A 15,174-nucleotide genomic window follows, 5' to 3' on the forward strand; every position below is an offset into this window, starting at 1 on the left:
GCGGGCAAATTTAAGATTGCCCGCCTAAAAAAGTTATTATTTTTTATTCAGTATTTATCAACTTCTTGCTAAAATCGTTCATATCCTACTAAATTTTTATTCCATTTAAAAGGTTCTTATAATTTATGAAGCACTTCTCTTTTAAAAAATTTGTCGAACATGAGGCTAGCTCCGGAATCTTACTGATTTTTGCCGCTATTATCGCAATGATATTTCAAAATGGTGTTTTAAGTGAGTTTTATAACTCATTTTTACGTATAAATGCAGGTTTTATTTTTGATGAGCTTGATATCCAAAAGCCCCTTATTTTATGGGTAAATGACGGTCTTATGTCGATATTTTTCTTTCTTTTGGGGCTTGAGTTAAAGCGTGAACTTATAGAGGGAGAGCTTAGAAATTTCTCTCAAGTAATTTTGCCAGTAATTGGAGCTATAGGTGGCATTGTGATCCCTGCTCTTATATTTTATCTTTTTAATCATTCGGATTCTTTTGCTATAAAGGGCTGGGCGATACCGACTGCCACTGATACGGCTTTTGCACTTGGTATTATTATGATACTTGGCAGGAGAGTGCCTGCTAGCCTTAAAATTTTCTTGGTTACTATGGCGATTATCGATGATGTTTGCGCAATTTTAATAATGGCAATTTTTTACAGCGGGAATTTATCTATAGTCTCTATCGGTATTGCAGGTGTTGTATTGTTGGGACTTCTTGCATTAAATTTACTCAATGTAAACAAAAAAGCACTATATCTGATTTTGGGCATTATTCTTTGGATAAGTGTTTTAAAATCCGGAGTGCATGCGACTTTAGCAGGTGTTGTATCGGCATTTTTTATACCGCTTAAATTTAAAAATAGTGATAGATCTATGCTTAAAGAGATTGAACATGATCTGCATGGATATATAGCATTTTTTGTGTTACCTGTGTTTGCATTCGTAAATGCAGGAATTTCATTAAATGGAATTGGCGTAGAGCAGATATTTCATCCTGTATCGGTAGGCGTAATCGCAGGTCTTTTTATAGGCAAACAGCTTGGAGTTTTTGGATTTTGTTTTATCGCCATAAAACTTGGCATAGCAAAACTTCCGAAATATTCCAATATGCTTCAGTTTTATGGACTTTGTATATTAACAGGCATTGGATTTACTATGAGTTTGTTTATCAACTCTCTTTCTTATCACGATACTCAGCAGTTTGCATATGCAGATAAACTTGCGATATTGATAGCGTCTTTGATATCAGGAATCGTAGGGTATGCGGTTTTATATTTTGCTGGTCGCCATAGAATAATAAGGTGCGTAGAATAATTAATGTTTTTCTTAAATAAGAATTTTTTAGCAAACGAGCTTGTGAAGTGGCGTAATGAAGGCCTATTAGATAGAGTAAGTTCAGAAAAAATAGCAGCTAGATATGACATAGATTTGCAAAATGTGAGCGATAAAAAGAGCTTTATTTTAAAGCTTATAGCGTATTTATTTTTGGCTCTTTCATTGATTACTCTTGTAGGAGCCAATTGGGAAGAGATGCCAAGAGCTGTAAGACTTTTAATTATTATAAGCATTTTGGCTTTTGTAAATTTAAGTGCGCTTTTTATGCTAAAAAACGGTAGAGAATCTATGGCTATCAGCTTATTTTTCTTAGGAAATTTTTGCTACGGTATAGCTATAGCATTGATAGCTCAAATTTATCATTTGGGCGAACATATGCTAAATGGAGTGTTATTGTGGGCTGTTGGTGCCTTTATACTCTCAATAGCTACCAAAAAATCAATTTTAATTACTCAGAGTTTAGCAATAGCTCTTCTTTGGTTTCTTATGGATATCGAGCTTAGAGTCTCGCATGAGTTTTTGATCTTTATGGCAATATCTTTTTATATGCTTTTAAAAGATGAGTCAAAGGCGCTTACCGTGATGCTTTTTATATCTATTTTTGTCTATATTATTTGTAATATGGCAAATTTAAGCTCTTTTGAATTTTCTCAATTTATGTGGTATATAACTATAAATCAAATCGTCTTAATAGGACTTTCATACTCGCTTTTTGGTATTTCTTTATCACTTGTGGCTCAAAAATTTAATAAGATTAAAATAGCGGTTGCGTTAAGATGGATCTCTTTGATTACCGGGATAGTAATACTTCTTTTTGCTATGTCTTTTATTAGCCATAGAAATTATGACTATATAGATCTAAACAACTCACTTGCTTTTTATGGCAGGATTTATGGTGTTTTACATATCGTTTTTGCTACATTTTCTTTAATTATTTTAGCCCAATTTAAAAGGTATTACGTAGCTATTATTGCTCTGTTTTTATTGTTTTTGCCTTTTGGTATCGGATATTTTTTTGAGTATTCAAACGCTATATATTCCATACTAAGTGTTATAACAGGAGCCGTGCTCATAAAACAAGATTATTTAAAGTTAGGGTTATCAACTATCTTTATAGTTGCCAATGTGAGGTATTTTGATCTAATAGGCGATTATATAGGCACAAGTTTACTGTTTTTGCTATTTGCAGTAATAGTACTTGTAGTCTCTAGAAATAAAAAGGCTATAAAAAATGAGAGTTAAAATTTTAATATTTGCCATTATTTTTCAAATTTTAAGCCTAATTGCGATGCTTGCTTACGCCTATGCTCCTATATATTTTGGCAAAGAGATTAAAGTAGATGTAACTCTTTATGATCCAAGGGATTTACTAAGAGGAAATTATGTGAGTCTGAACTATGATTTTTCGGCTTTGCCGATTAAATACGCAGATCTTCAAAAGCCAGGAACTAAAATTTATCTAGCACTAAAAGATATAAACGGTACATATGTAAAAGATGAATACAACTTTGTAAAGCCTAAAAATCAAATATTTTTGACCGGAAGAATTTATGGAAACAGGGTAAAATTTGGAATAGAGGCATTTTTTATGCCTATTGATAAAGCCTTGCAAATAGAGAGGGATATCCGTCAAAAAGGCGCTTGGGCAATCTTATCGGTAATGGATAATGGTAGCGCAAGGATAAAAGAGATAGTTTTAAAATAGTAAAAGATAAAAATAAGCCAAATTTTAATTTAAATCAGTAGTATTGTTATTTTGAAAACACAAAAAAGGATATAACATGTGCAAAGATTGTGGATGTTCACTAGGTGGACATAATCATACTCATACCCATGCTGATGGAACGACTCACTCTCATACACATGATCATAGTGGCGATCATGGACACAATGCCCATCATGAGCATACTCACGAAGCCCATACTCATCCTGTGCTTGGCGAGACAAAGACCATTGAAGTAATTACTAAAATTTTATCTGAAAACGACAAAGAGGCGCAGCACAATAGAGACCATTTGGATGAGCACGGAATTTTATGTATAAATTTAATGAGTAGTCCAGGTGCTGGCAAAACCACTCTTCTTGAAGCCACTATAAAGAGTGATAAATTTAAGATCGGTGTTGTTGAGGGTGACCTGGAGACAAACCAAGATGCCGATAGGATATTAAAAGCTGGCGCAAAGGCTCATCAGATCACAACCGGGCAAACCTGTCACTTGGATGCTTTTATGGTTCATGAAGGTCTTCATCATCTGCCTTTAAACGATCTTGATCTGGTTTTTATAGAAAATGTCGGAAATTTAGTCTGCCCTGCAAGCTATGATGTGGGTTCACACTTAAATGTTGTGCTTATCTCGGTTCCTGAAGGAAGCGATAAAGTAAGCAAATATCCTGTTATGTTTCGCTCGGCAGATCTTGTAATCATTACTAAAATTTCATTGCTTCCTCATTTTGATTTTGATGTAAAAAAGGTTATTGGTGACGCCAGAAAACTCAATCCAAAAGTAGATATTATCGAGCTTGATAGCAAAACAGGTCAAGGCGTTGATAAATGGATAAACTATTTGCAGTTTAAAAAGGAGTTTAGATAATGTGCCTTTCTATTCCATCAAAAGTCCTTGAGATAGATGAGAATAACGTCGCATTGGTTGAGACTTTGGGCGTAACTAGACGTGTGAGCTTAGATCTAATATCCGATACTGTTAAAGTGGGCGAATATGTGCTAATTCATGTTGGATATGCAATGGAAAAAATTGATACTAAGTTCGCACTTGAAAGCTTAGAAATTTATAAAAAAATCGCCGAAGATATGGCAAACGGTGAGATAGATGAGGATGAGGGTGATATGGGTTTAAGTGCTATGAGTGAGAAAAGATGACTCTAATCAATGAATTTAGAGATAAAGATCTAATTTTAGCTCTTAGTGAACTTATTAAAAGAGAGAGTGTAAAGCCTCTAAATATCATGGAAATTTGTGGAGGACACACTCATAGTATTATGAAATTTGGTCTTACCGGGCTTGTAGGAGAGAAGATAAACTTCGTTCACGGTCCAGGTTGTCCTGTGTGTATAATGCCTAAGAGTAGAATAGATGAAGCTGTCAAGATTGCTTCTAGAGATGACGTGATACTATGCACGCTAGCGGATATGCTTAAGGTTCCTGGCTCAATTACAAGCCTTCAAAAGCTTAGAGCTGATGGCGCTGATATTAGAGCATTGTATAGCCCGCTTGATTGTATAAAAATAGCTCAGGAAAATTTGAGCAAAAATATTATATTTTTTGCAATCGGTTTTGAGACCACCACTCCAATGACTGCTAGTCTAATGCAAAAAACAGTAGAGCTGGGCATAAAAAATTTATTTTTTCATATAAATCATGTAACAGTTCCAGCTCCAGTAAGAGCGATAATGGACGATGAGAGCGTCAAGATAGATGCCTTTTTGGGACCAAGCCACGTAAGCGTGATAACTGGATATGAAATTTATGAAGATATCGCAAAGGATTATAAAAGACCTATAGCCGTAAGCGGATTTGAGCCACTTGATATTATGGATTCGGTTTTAAATTTGGTTCGTCAGCAAAATGCCGGTACTTATAATGTATATAACGAATACGCAAGGGTTGTAAGTAGAAGCGGAAATTTAAAGGCCAAAGAGCTGATAAATAGATATTTTGAGCCATGTGATTTTAATTGGCGCGGACTTGGGGTCATAAAAGATAGCGGAATGAAAATACGCCAAGAGTTTAGCTATCTTGACGCAAGAATGAAGTTTGATTGCGAAGTTAATAGTAAAGCCGAGAGTAAAGCCTGTATATGCGGAGAAATTTTACGAGGGCGAGCAAAACCGTATGATTGTAAAATTTTTGCTAAAGCCTGCACTCCAAAAAATCCGATAGGCTCATGTATGGTATCTAGCGAGGGAGCCTGCGCGGCATATTTTAAATACGCAAAGGAAGCGATTTGAGTAAAGATAGCAAGATAATGCTCAGTCACGGCGGTGGCGGAGAGGAGATGAATTCTCTTATAAATGATCTGATTTTTAAAATTTTTGATAATGAAATTTTAAGCCAATCAAACGACTCTGCACTATTAAATTTAAGCGGAAAATTAGCATTTAGCACAGATAGTTTTGTGGTAACTCCAATATTTTTTAACGGCGGAAATATAGGTAAGATAGCCGCTTGCGGCACTATAAACGATCTTGCGATGGTGGGAGCCAGAGCCAAATATTTAAGCTGCGCACTAATTATCGAAGAGGGGTTTGAGATAGATAAGCTTGAACGAGTTTTAACCTCTCTTGCCGATATTTGCAAAAGCTGTGGCGTTAAAGTAGTTTGCGGAGATACCAAGGTAGTTCCTAAAGGAAAATGCGATGGAATTTTTATAAATACTTCCGGTATTGGAGAGCTTATAGACGGGCCTGTAGGACTAAATGGATTGAAGCAGGGAGCAAAAATACTTCTTTCTGGTGATATCGGAAGGCATGGAGCAGTTGTTCTTGCCAATAGAGAAGAGTTAAGCTTAGGAGGCAATCTTAAAAGCGATTGCAAGAGCTTAAAAGAGATAGTTGAAGAGCTATTTAATGCCGGCATAAAGCCATTATCTATGCGAGATGCCACCAGAGGCGGACTAAGTGCGGTTTTAAACGAGTGGGCTAAATTTTCTAAATTTGACATATTGATAAAAGATGAATTTATAAAAGTTAGCGACGAAGTAGCTGGAGTTTGCGAATTGTTTGGATTTGAACCTTATGAGCTTGCTAATGAGGGTACGTTTGTGCTGGCTGTAGATGCTAAAGACGAAGAGAAGGCTCTGAAGGTTTTAAGAAAATTTGATGCAAACGCAAATTCTGTAGGAGAAATTTTAAAAGATCAACATTCAAGAGTAATACTTCAAAACATATACGGCTCAAAAAGACTGCTAGAGGCTCCCAAAGGCGAGCTTTTGCCTAGAATTTGCTAGGAAATGCGATGCACGAATTAAGTATAGTTCAAGATCTAGTAAGGCTCTGCGAACAAAATGCAGCTAAACAAAATGCAAAAGAAATTATAAAAATAGAGATAAAAGTAGGGCGCCTAAGCGGAGTTGAGCCACACTATCTGCAAAGCGCCTTTGATGTATATAAAAATGAGACTATCTGCTCAAACGCCAAGCTTGTAATAAATTTACAAAATATAGTCATAGAGTGCAATCAGTGCGGACTAAATACACAATTGGGAGAAAATGACTTCACCTGCCCAAAATGCGGTAGTCAGGATTTAAGAGTAATAGACGGAGAGGATATGTATCTGATGCGTCTTGAGATGAGATAAGGTGAAATTATTGAAAAACGGCAAAGATATAAATGTAGAATTTGAAAAATTATTAAAAAAAATAGAGATTGAAGAGGCTGATGTAGTAGCTAAACTAAAAAAATTAGTAGATTTTATTAGGCCTGAAAATTTAGAAAATATTGATTTAACAGAATCAAAAATCAATATGCTTATAGAGTTTTTTAACCGAAAAAGCCAAAGCTCAAACAAAATTTCCGATGAGATAAATCTATTTTTTATAAAATTAAAGCTATCGAACAATATCAGTAAATTTGGTATCTTGTCAAAAAACGGCTTCGGATATGAAATAAAAGAGAGATTTTATAATAAATTTCTTCCAAACCCTCCAAATAAAGGCGAACTAAGATATCTTTTTGCCACTCTTTTTAAAAGCGGGGATGATCACAAATGGATCTGCAATATAGATGATGAAAAATGGATAGAACTATTTTCGTCTATTTTTTCAAATTCGACTCATATACACTCTACCAAAAAGCATCTTTTTAACGAGCTATTATACGCTATGGAGATACTATCCATACGGATAGCTTCAGAGGAGTTTGATCATAACTTCATCAGGCTTGATAATACACTATTAAACAGAGACTCCGCATTCATAGCGCTTCAAAGGGATGTAGCGAAATTTGTTAGCAAGATGCAAGATGATCACATAGAAATAAGCTCTACAAAGCTTGATTTCAAGCATTTAGAAGTGCTTATAGAGCAGTGTAAAAAGCAAATTGATAAATTTAAGAAAAAATCTCTAAATTTGGGAATTTCTATCGCGGTCACATATGAGCTTGAACGTTTGGTTCAGATTATAAAACGAATAGAAAATATCATAGAGCTTATTAAAAAATTTGATACAAAAGAGTCAAATATAGTTTTTATTAGGTTTTTTAAAGAGTCTGTCAAAAGAAACTCCACTAGAAATTCTCTCAGCGAGGTATATAGACAAAGCAGTCGCATAGTGGCTAAAAGTATTACAAATAATATTAGCGAGCACGGCGAACACTATACGGTTGATAATAAAAAAGAGTATTTTAAAATGTTTTTAAAGTCAGCTGGAGCCGGAGTTATAATAGCATTGATGGCTCTACTAAAAATCAATATAGTTCAGTCTGACTTTTCGTTTATAACGCAAACCATCCTAATAGGATTGAATTACGGTCTTGGCTTTGTGATAATTAGTCTGATAGGCTTTACGGTAGCTACCAAGCAGCCTGCGATGACAGCCTCTACCTTTGCAAAAGAGGTTGAAAAAGAAGAAGATAATATGGTAAATCAAGATAAGCTTATAGGGCTTATATTTAAGGTTAGCAGATCTCAATTCGCCTCTGTTGTAGGCAATGTAAGTTTGGCTCTACTGACATCGTTTTTAGTTGCATATTTTGTCATAAAGGGTAGTGGGGCTATTTTAAATCCTAGTGAGGCTTCTTATTATCTAAAAAATTTAGAGCCTTTTACCCCTCTTTTCTTTGCAGCGATAGCCGGAGTTTGGCTATTTTGTTCAGGGCTAATATCTGGATATTTTGATAATAGAGCGGATTGCCTGGAGCTTAAAGAGAGACTTTATCACCATCCTTGGCTAAAAAAGGCGCTTAGCGATGATAAAAGGCTTAAGCTGGCAGAGTATATCCATGATCATCACGGAACAGTGGCTGGAAATTTTTTCTTTGGTATTCTTTTGGGTATTACGCCTCTTATAGGTAATATCTTAAATTTGCCTCTAGATATTGCTCACGTGGCTTTTTCTAGTGCAAATTTAGGCTACGCATCTACTCATTTGCAAATATCTTATTATGATTTTTTGTATTACTTAGCTTGCGTATTTTTAATAGGTTCAATTAATCTTTTAGTAAGCTTCGCTCTGGCTCTCAAGGTCTCTTTAATCTCAAGAGATACAAACATAGGAAATCTCTTTTCTTTCTTAAAAAAGCTTTTAAAACAGATGTTAAAGCGTCCTCATGAGCTGATTTTTCCTTTTAAAAATAGATTGGATGAGTAGCTTATAAAACCCCAGCCATCATAGATAGTGCTATAAAAACCAAAAGCATAGATATTATTATCTTGATAAAATCTATAGTGACCTTTTTAATAAGTTTTGCACCAAAAAATGAGCCTATAAATGCAAAAACCGTTGCCATAAGAGCCAAATATAAATTTTCATCTATGCTGGAAAAATTTGTGCCATATACCATAAGCCTTGAGATATCAACCATAATGGCAATAAATATGCCTGTGGCTACAAACTGCTCCTTTGGCATTTTACATTTTATTAAAAACATACTTCTAAAAGCACCTTGATGCCCTGATAATCCTCCGAAAAATCCGCTTATAATTCCTCCCAATGGCAGAAATTTAGGCTCAAATTTGATATTTTTAAACTGAGGCATAATATCTATAAATACAAATATCAATATCAAAAATCCTATGATAAATTTTATAGTATCAACTTGAAAATTCATATCAAAAATTTGGTAATTAAAAAGAATTTTTGCGCTACCTAAGGCTTTTAGCGTTAAAGCTCCGATAAACGAAAATATCATGGCTAAAATTCCAAATCTTAGCAATATATCTTTGTTTATAGAGCGAGCAAACAAAGCTCCTTTGAATATATTATTGCCAAAATGCACTATAGCCGTTATCGTTACCGCTACATCCACCGGAAAGAATATCGCCATAACCGGCATTAGCAGTGTGCCAAGTCCGAAACCTGAAAACAGAGTAAGCAAAGACGCTGTAAAGGCGACTAGACTAATTATTATAATTTCCACCAAAACTCCTATACATAAAATTATATGTAAAATTTTACTCAAATATTAAAAATGGTGCTTCTAATACATTTCTTATTATCTTAAGCGGCGACATTAGGGTATCTGCCAAAACCTGAGTAGAGTATTTAGGTTTATCAAGTGTTCCGCGCACCTTAATTACGGTTGAAAGCCTGCGATCTTTGCCTAGAATTATCTGATTTACTATCGGGATTGAGCCGATTATCGAGCTTGCGTCCTTTAAAAGCCTTAGTTCCAAATCCACATCTATCTCTTTGGTCGCTAAATTTATAGTCCCACGACCACCTATATCTGCGCTTGAGCCATCCAGCTCTATAGCTATAATATTTAGCAAGTCTCCTTTTTTTTCAAATAAAATTTTACCAAATTTTACAGGAAAGCCTTTTTCGGTAAAGTCCGGAGTCTTAAAGATGATTAGAGACGGAACAGAGTTTAGAAATGTCAGTAATTGATTGTAGAATGTATAGCTCTTTAAATTTGCGCCATGTAGCCTTATTTCACCCTTTAAATCATCGGTACTATTGCCGACTATCCTTAGCTTAAAAAATCCACCTTCAAAGCTATCCATGCCAAAAAGGTTGTTTACAAAATCTCCCGTGATATCGTTTGCAAACATATTAAATTTTTTATCACTTTGTATTATGCTGACATTTCCGCTTTGAGGTCTTGCATTAAATTGAATTTTGTCTTTGACAATACTTCCGTTATAGCTTAAAAACTTTAGAGTGCGATTCAGATCTGATATAAATAGATCTGAATTTAATCCGTCAAACTCTAAATTTTTGTTTTTACCGCTACTTTTATCGCTTAAAATTATCTCATTATCTATAACCAAATCCATATTTTTTATATGAACTTCGGTTTTTTTATCTTTGATGTTAATATTTAGATTATTGCTGAGGCTATTTGCAGTTATTAAATTCTCGCCTATCTTTATGTCAAAGCCGTCACTATCGTATTTTGAGCCGTCTTTATTTAAAAATGGCATATTGAATTTCGCATTTCTTAGGCTAATTTCAAAATCATCGAAATTTTTTGTTTTTAGTGTGAAGTTTCCACTATTTAATCCAATCTGCTTAATTAAAGGCGAATAATCATAAATTTTTGAAATATCATCTATTCTTATTGTGCTTTCATCTCCGAAACTTAACTGTATTCTTGGATCAAGGATATCAAAAAGCACATCTTTCTTTCTAAAGTCAAGAGAGGCGTTTAGTGGCAAGTTTTTAAATTTTACTATCTCCTCGCCATCAAAGCTTAAATCAAATTGATTGATAGTGCCGTTAATATCGCCTTTTTCTTTGGTTGCATCTATGGCTACTTTAATATCCCCCTTAAAAAAATCCATTCCGCTATCTTTGGCATCTACGATTATTTTATCATCTCTTATCTCTACTATCGCCTCTTTTACATTAAACATCGCGCCAGCTATATCAATCTTGCTATCTTTTGCTTTAAATTTGCCATTTGGCGTTACTTTAAGCGGATCAAATTTAATATCAATGCTTATTTTTCCTACATTTCTACCGCTTTTTTGTTCTATCGGCACATTTATATCATAAGCTTTTAGTATAGAATTAACCGCTTTATCGTAGATTGAGTTTGTTTGTAAATTTAAAATTAGTCCGGCATTTTTCTCATCAAAAATTTTATAAATTTCTAAATTTGATCCGTTTAGATTCTTTCCATTCCATCTTGGTTTTTTAAGCTTAAAATAAAGCGTCTCGTTTTTTAGCTCTATATCGGCTTCTTCAACAATTGCAGCAGGCAAGCTATCTTCGAATTTGACCTTTAGATTTTTAGAAACTCCTTTGGCACTAAGTTCATTTAAGAAGAAATTTTGAGTTTTTAGATCAACTTTTCCGCTTAGATTATGCACAAAATAGTTATCCGCTACAATGTAGCCGTATATCCAATTTTTAACATCTTCGTTTAGATTTAGCTTGACATCAAGCTCGTGCATAAAGCTTTTTAGACTGCTTGCGTTTATGTCGCTTACATCGTAGTTTATAATCTCATTTTCAAGATGAAATTTCATCTTTCCATCAAGTTCGTGGCTCACGAAAGTGCCGTTAAAATCATATATATTATGTCTTATGTCGGCATTTGATGTTCCGCTTAGATTAATGTCAAAATCCTTAAAGGCAAGATTGTAAACATCTATAAACAGACCGTTTTCTTGGCTTGTAAATGTGGTATCCAAAGTAAGATAAGCGGTGTCGACATGAAATGCGTTCTCGTAAAAAAGCACAGTTAGCTCATTGTCTTCAAACTCGATCTTTTCTAAAATAATCTCCTTAAATAGTCTATCAACCCATATTATATTGTTCGTAAGACTTAAAAAGTCTTCGTTTGAGCTGTCTTTGTGGCTTGTTTTTGGAATTTTTAATTTTTGAGCTCTTAAAATGAGTTTTTTATCAAGTTTTATATATAATTTCTCTATTTTAAAATCGTTGAAATCTATATTTTCGATACTGATACCATGTTTTAACGTAGCTATAAGGATTGTAAAAAATATGATAAAAAATAGCAGAATATGCCAAATTTTTTTAATTGCCTGTGAGATAATAATCATTTTTTTCCTAAGCTTTTTGGTCTATCTTAGTAGGCCTATAGCTACCGATAGCGTAATTTACCTGCCAAAAGGGACAGTCGGAGAAATTATAACATATCTAAAACAAAGAAATTCTAACATAATCAACATAGATAAATACATTTTGGCCACACTTGGGCATCCGCAATCTGGCTGGGTGGATATCAAAAAACAGAGCTTAAGCAAATTTGATTTTTTATACGCTCTTACTATAGCTAAGGCTGCAATGAGCGAGATAACCTTAATACCTGGAGAAACCACGGCTATATTTTTACAAGATATGGCTAAAAGCTTAAATTTAAATGAGCAAATTTTAAATGAAATTTATGATAAAGTCGCACCTTTTGGTGATGGATTTTTTATTCCGGAAACTTACAAGATACCGATTGGAATAAGAGAGAAGCAGCTCATAAATCATTTAGCGAATCTATCAAAAAAACGTCATCAAGAGCTTTCTATTGAGCTACTTGGAAAATTTGATCAAAAAGAGTGGCAAAAATATCTAATAATAGCATCCATCATACAAAAAGAGGCTGCGGATGAGAGTGAAATGCCAATAGTAAGTTCTGTGATATATAACCGCCTTAAAAAAGGAATGAAGCTGCAGATGGACGGAACTTTAAATTACGGACTTTACTCTCACGAGACAATTACGGCCAAAAGAATAAGAGAGGATATGAGTAAATTTAATACATATTTACATGACGGGCTGCCACCAAGTCCTATATGTAGCGTATCTTTGGCTGCGATAAAGGCAGCCGTAAATCCGCAAGAAAGCGAGTTTTTATACTTTGTTAGAGATAAAAAAACAATGAAGCATAAATTTAGCAAAACATACCAAGAACACAGCAGAATAATCGATATGCAAAGATAAAAAATCAAAAGAATTTAACCTAAATTTTGATAACATAACACATTTTAATAAAGGGTCTATTATGAGTGATATTATCTGGACAAAAACCGATGAGGCTCCACTTCTTGCAAGCTACTCGCTTTTTCCTATTCTAAAAAGCTTTTTAAACAGAGCAGATATCAGTATAGATGTAGCCGATATCTCGCTTGCAGGTCGTATGATCGCCACTTTTAGCGATGTTTTGAAAGATGATCAAAAAGAAAAAGATTGGCTGGAAATTTTAGGAAATATGACAGAGGATAAATTTGCCAATATTATAAAACTACCAAATATTTCAGCCTCTATTCCTCAGCTAAACGATGCCATAAACGAACTAAGAGCCAAGGGATATGATCTGCCTTTGTATCCAAATGAGCCAAAAAATGATGCCGAGAGAGAAATTTACAAAAGATATCAAAAAGTGCTTGGAAGTGCCGTAAATCCTGTACTTCGCCAAGGAAATTCAGACCGCAGATGCGTAAGTGCAGTAAAAGAGTATGCGAGAAATAATCCTCATAAGATGGGAGAATTCAAATCAGACAGCAAGGCAGAAGTAGCCTATATGAATAGCGGAGACTTTTATTTTAATGAAAGATCTATGACTGCAAAGAGTGATGATACTTTAAGAGTTGAATTTACTAACAAAAATGGTGAAAAAACGATATCAAAAGAGATAAAAATTTTAAAAGGCGAGGTAATAGACGCTACATTTATGAGTGCAAAGGCTTTAAAGCAGTTTATAAGAGATCAGATAAAGGATGCTAAAGCCAAAGATCTGCTCTTTTCGGTCCATCTTAAAGCTACCATGATGAAGGTTAGTGATCCTGTGATATTTGGACATTTTGTTAAAGAGTATTTTATCGAGGCATTTGATGAATTTAAAGATGAGTTTAAGAGCGTGGGAATCAATGAAAATAACGGCTTAAAAGATCTTTTTGAGAGAATTTCAAAGCTAGATAAAAATACTCAAGATAAAATTAGAGCTAAATTTTATGAAATTTATACTATGCGTCCAGGTTTGGCTATGGTAAATTCTGATGCAGGAATTACAAATTTACATGTCCCAAGCGATGTCATCATAGACGCTTCAATGCCTGTGATGATAAGAAATTCCGGCAAAATGTGGGATCAAAACGGGGCTCTTAAAGAGGCTAAGGCCGTAATCCCCGATAGCACATACGCTAAAATTTATGAGGCTGTGATTGAAGATTTTAAACAAAAAGGCACACTTAACCCAAGCAAAATAGGAAGTGTATCAAATGTAGGTCTTATGGCTAAAAAGGCGGAGGAGTACGGAAGTCACGACAAGACTTTTATAATGCCTGATGACGGGATTTTAAGAGTAAATAATTTAAATGATGAGGAAATTTTTAAATTCGAGCTTTGTAAAGACGACATTTTTAGAATGACTCAGGCAAAAGATGCTGCGATAACCGACTGGGTAAATTTGGGAATAAAACGTGCAAAACTTACTAACACTAAAGCGATATTTTGGCTGGATGAAAATAGGGCGCACGATAAAGAGATTATCAAAAAGGTTAAAGAGATACTCTCAAAAAGCGATTTAAGCGGAGTGGATATAGAAATTTTAAGACCTGAACTAGCTTGCAAAAAATCTCTTGACATCATAAGATCTGGCAAAGACTGCATAAGTGTTACCGGAAATGTGCTAAGAGATTATCTAACTGATCTATTTCCTATACTTGAGCTTGGCACAAGCGCGAAGATGCTATCGGTTGTTCCTCTTTTAAAAGGTGGAGGAGTGTTTGAAACGGGAGCCGGCGGGTCCGCTCCGAAGATAGCCGAGCAGTTTTTTAATGAAAATCATCTTAGGTGGGATAGTTTAGGAGAATTTTTAGCTTTAATTGCGTCTTTAGAGCATTTGGCCAATTTAAAATCAAATCAAAAGGCTAAAATTTTATCATCTACTCTAAATTCCGCGGTTTCAAGATGGCTTAAAGAAAACAGATCTCCGCAAAAAGAGGTAAAAACTCCTGATAATCGTGGCAGCCATTTTTATTTGGCGCTTTACTGGGCCGATGAGTTGGCTAAAAATGGCGAAATTTTGGCTGATAAATTTAAGGATATCGCCAAAGAGTTAAAAGATAATGAGAAAAAGATATCCCAGGAGCTTTTAGAGGTTCAAGGTCAAAAGATGGATATAAAAGGGTATTATAAATTTGATGAAAATTTGGCCTCTAAGGCGATGAGACCGAGTGAGACTTTTAATAAAATCATAAATTAAGGAA

Annotated in this window: 13 protein-coding genes; 11 read left to right on the plus strand and 2 right to left on the minus strand. The window is 34.5% G+C overall.

From position 1 onward, the window contains the following. The first annotated feature begins 125 nt into the window (after positions 1-125). From nhaA to CDOMF_RS05225, 9 genes are all read left to right on the plus strand, one after another. Entirely contained in the window at positions 126-1,310 is a 1,185-nt protein-coding gene (gene nhaA / locus CDOMF_RS05185; protein ID WP_260953063.1) for a Na+/H+ antiporter NhaA, read from the plus strand. Between the two features lie 3 nt (positions 1,311-1,313). Beyond that, positions 1,314-2,573 (plus strand): DUF2157 domain-containing protein, encoded by a 1,260-nt coding sequence (locus tag CDOMF_RS05190; RefSeq protein ID WP_260953064.1) that lies wholly within the window; start codon positions 1,314-1,316, stop codon positions 2,571-2,573. Next, on the plus strand, positions 2,563-3,036 hold the full coding sequence (locus CDOMF_RS05195) for a GDYXXLXY domain-containing protein (protein WP_260953065.1): 474 nt from the start codon (positions 2,563-2,565) through the stop codon (positions 3,034-3,036). The genes CDOMF_RS05190 and CDOMF_RS05195 overlap by 11 nt, the downstream gene beginning before the upstream one ends. A gap of 76 nt (positions 3,037-3,112) precedes the next feature. Further along, a complete protein-coding gene (gene hypB, locus CDOMF_RS05200; protein ID WP_260953067.1) occupies positions 3,113-3,922 on the plus strand; it encodes a hydrogenase nickel incorporation protein HypB in 810 nt (269 codons plus the stop codon). Further along, a complete protein-coding gene (locus CDOMF_RS05205; RefSeq protein WP_260953069.1) occupies positions 3,922-4,209 on the plus strand; it encodes a HypC/HybG/HupF family hydrogenase formation chaperone in 288 nt (95 codons plus the stop codon). The genes hypB and CDOMF_RS05205 overlap by 1 nt, the downstream gene beginning before the upstream one ends. After that, entirely contained in the window at positions 4,206-5,297 is a 1,092-nt protein-coding gene (gene hypD / locus CDOMF_RS05210) for a hydrogenase formation protein HypD (protein WP_260953070.1), read from the plus strand. The genes CDOMF_RS05205 and hypD overlap by 4 nt, the downstream gene beginning before the upstream one ends. A gap of 17 nt (positions 5,298-5,314) precedes the next feature. Then, the gene (gene hypE, locus CDOMF_RS05215) at positions 5,315-6,295 is read left to right on the plus strand and encodes a hydrogenase expression/formation protein HypE (protein ID WP_260953136.1); all 981 of its coding nucleotides are present in this window, start codon (positions 5,315-5,317) and stop codon (positions 6,293-6,295) included. Positions 6,296-6,303: 8 nt separating this feature from the next. Beyond that, complete coding sequence (hypA, locus tag CDOMF_RS05220; protein ID WP_260953071.1) at positions 6,304-6,645, plus strand: hydrogenase maturation nickel metallochaperone HypA; 342 nt, start codon at positions 6,304-6,306, stop codon at positions 6,643-6,645. A gap of 1 nt (position 6,646) precedes the next feature. Beyond that, a complete protein-coding gene (locus CDOMF_RS05225; RefSeq protein ID WP_260953072.1) occupies positions 6,647-8,653 on the plus strand; it encodes a site-specific recombinase in 2,007 nt (668 codons plus the stop codon). Between the two features lies 1 nt (position 8,654). Here the strand turns inward: CDOMF_RS05225 and CDOMF_RS05230 are convergent, their stop codons facing one another. Further along, positions 8,655-9,422 carry a sulfite exporter TauE/SafE family protein gene (locus CDOMF_RS05230; RefSeq protein ID WP_260953073.1) on the minus strand — a complete coding sequence of 256 codons (768 nt, stop codon included), beginning with the start codon at positions 9,420-9,422 and terminating at the stop codon, positions 8,655-8,657. A gap of 34 nt (positions 9,423-9,456) precedes the next feature. Beyond that, positions 9,457-12,015 carry a YhdP family protein gene (locus CDOMF_RS05235; protein ID WP_260953074.1) on the minus strand — a complete coding sequence of 853 codons (2,559 nt, stop codon included), beginning with the start codon at positions 12,013-12,015 and terminating at the stop codon, positions 9,457-9,459. Here CDOMF_RS05235 and mltG point away from each other — a divergent pair. Both mltG and CDOMF_RS05245 read left to right on the plus strand, forming a co-directional pair. Then, the gene (mltG, locus tag CDOMF_RS05240; RefSeq protein WP_442863530.1) at positions 11,912-12,907 is read left to right on the plus strand and encodes an endolytic transglycosylase MltG; all 996 of its coding nucleotides are present in this window, start codon (positions 11,912-11,914) and stop codon (positions 12,905-12,907) included. The two genes, CDOMF_RS05235 and mltG, sit on opposite strands and share 104 nt — an antisense overlap. 61 nt (positions 12,908-12,968) lie before the next feature. Then, positions 12,969-15,170, plus strand: a complete 2,202-nt coding sequence (locus CDOMF_RS05245) for an NADP-dependent isocitrate dehydrogenase (protein WP_260953076.1) — start codon at positions 12,969-12,971, stop codon at positions 15,168-15,170. The last annotated feature ends 4 nt before the right edge of the window (positions 15,171-15,174 follow it).

This window comes from Campylobacter sp. RM16187, assembly GCF_025319965.1.
Lineage (GTDB): Bacteria > Campylobacterota > Campylobacteria > Campylobacterales > Campylobacteraceae > Campylobacter_A.

What these genes read in the sequence shown, in the direction of transcription:
- nhaA (WP_260953063.1), top strand. Translation starts at nt 126, where the DNA reads ATGAAGCACTTCTCTTTTAAAAAATTTGTCGAACATGAGGCTAGCTCC.
- CDOMF_RS05245 (WP_260953076.1), top strand. Translation starts at nt 12,969, where the DNA reads ATGAGTGATATTATCTGGACAAAAACCGATGAGGCTCCACTTCTTGCA.
- CDOMF_RS05195 (WP_260953065.1), top strand. Translation starts at nt 2,563, where the DNA reads ATGAGAGTTAAAATTTTAATATTTGCCATTATTTTTCAAATTTTAAGC.
- hypD (WP_260953070.1), top strand. Translation starts at nt 4,206, where the DNA reads ATGACTCTAATCAATGAATTTAGAGATAAAGATCTAATTTTAGCTCTT.
- hypE (WP_260953136.1), top strand. Translation starts at nt 5,315, where the DNA reads ATGCTCAGTCACGGCGGTGGCGGAGAGGAGATGAATTCTCTTATAAAT.
- CDOMF_RS05205 (WP_260953069.1), top strand. Translation starts at nt 3,922, where the DNA reads ATGTGCCTTTCTATTCCATCAAAAGTCCTTGAGATAGATGAGAATAAC.
- CDOMF_RS05235 (WP_260953074.1), bottom strand. Translation starts at nt 12,015, where the DNA reads ATGATTATTATCTCACAGGCAATTAAAAAAATTTGGCATATTCTGCTA.
- hypB (WP_260953067.1), top strand. Translation starts at nt 3,113, where the DNA reads ATGTGCAAAGATTGTGGATGTTCACTAGGTGGACATAATCATACTCAT.
- hypA (WP_260953071.1), top strand. Translation starts at nt 6,304, where the DNA reads ATGCACGAATTAAGTATAGTTCAAGATCTAGTAAGGCTCTGCGAACAA.
- CDOMF_RS05190 (WP_260953064.1), top strand. Translation starts at nt 1,314, where the DNA reads ATGTTTTTCTTAAATAAGAATTTTTTAGCAAACGAGCTTGTGAAGTGG.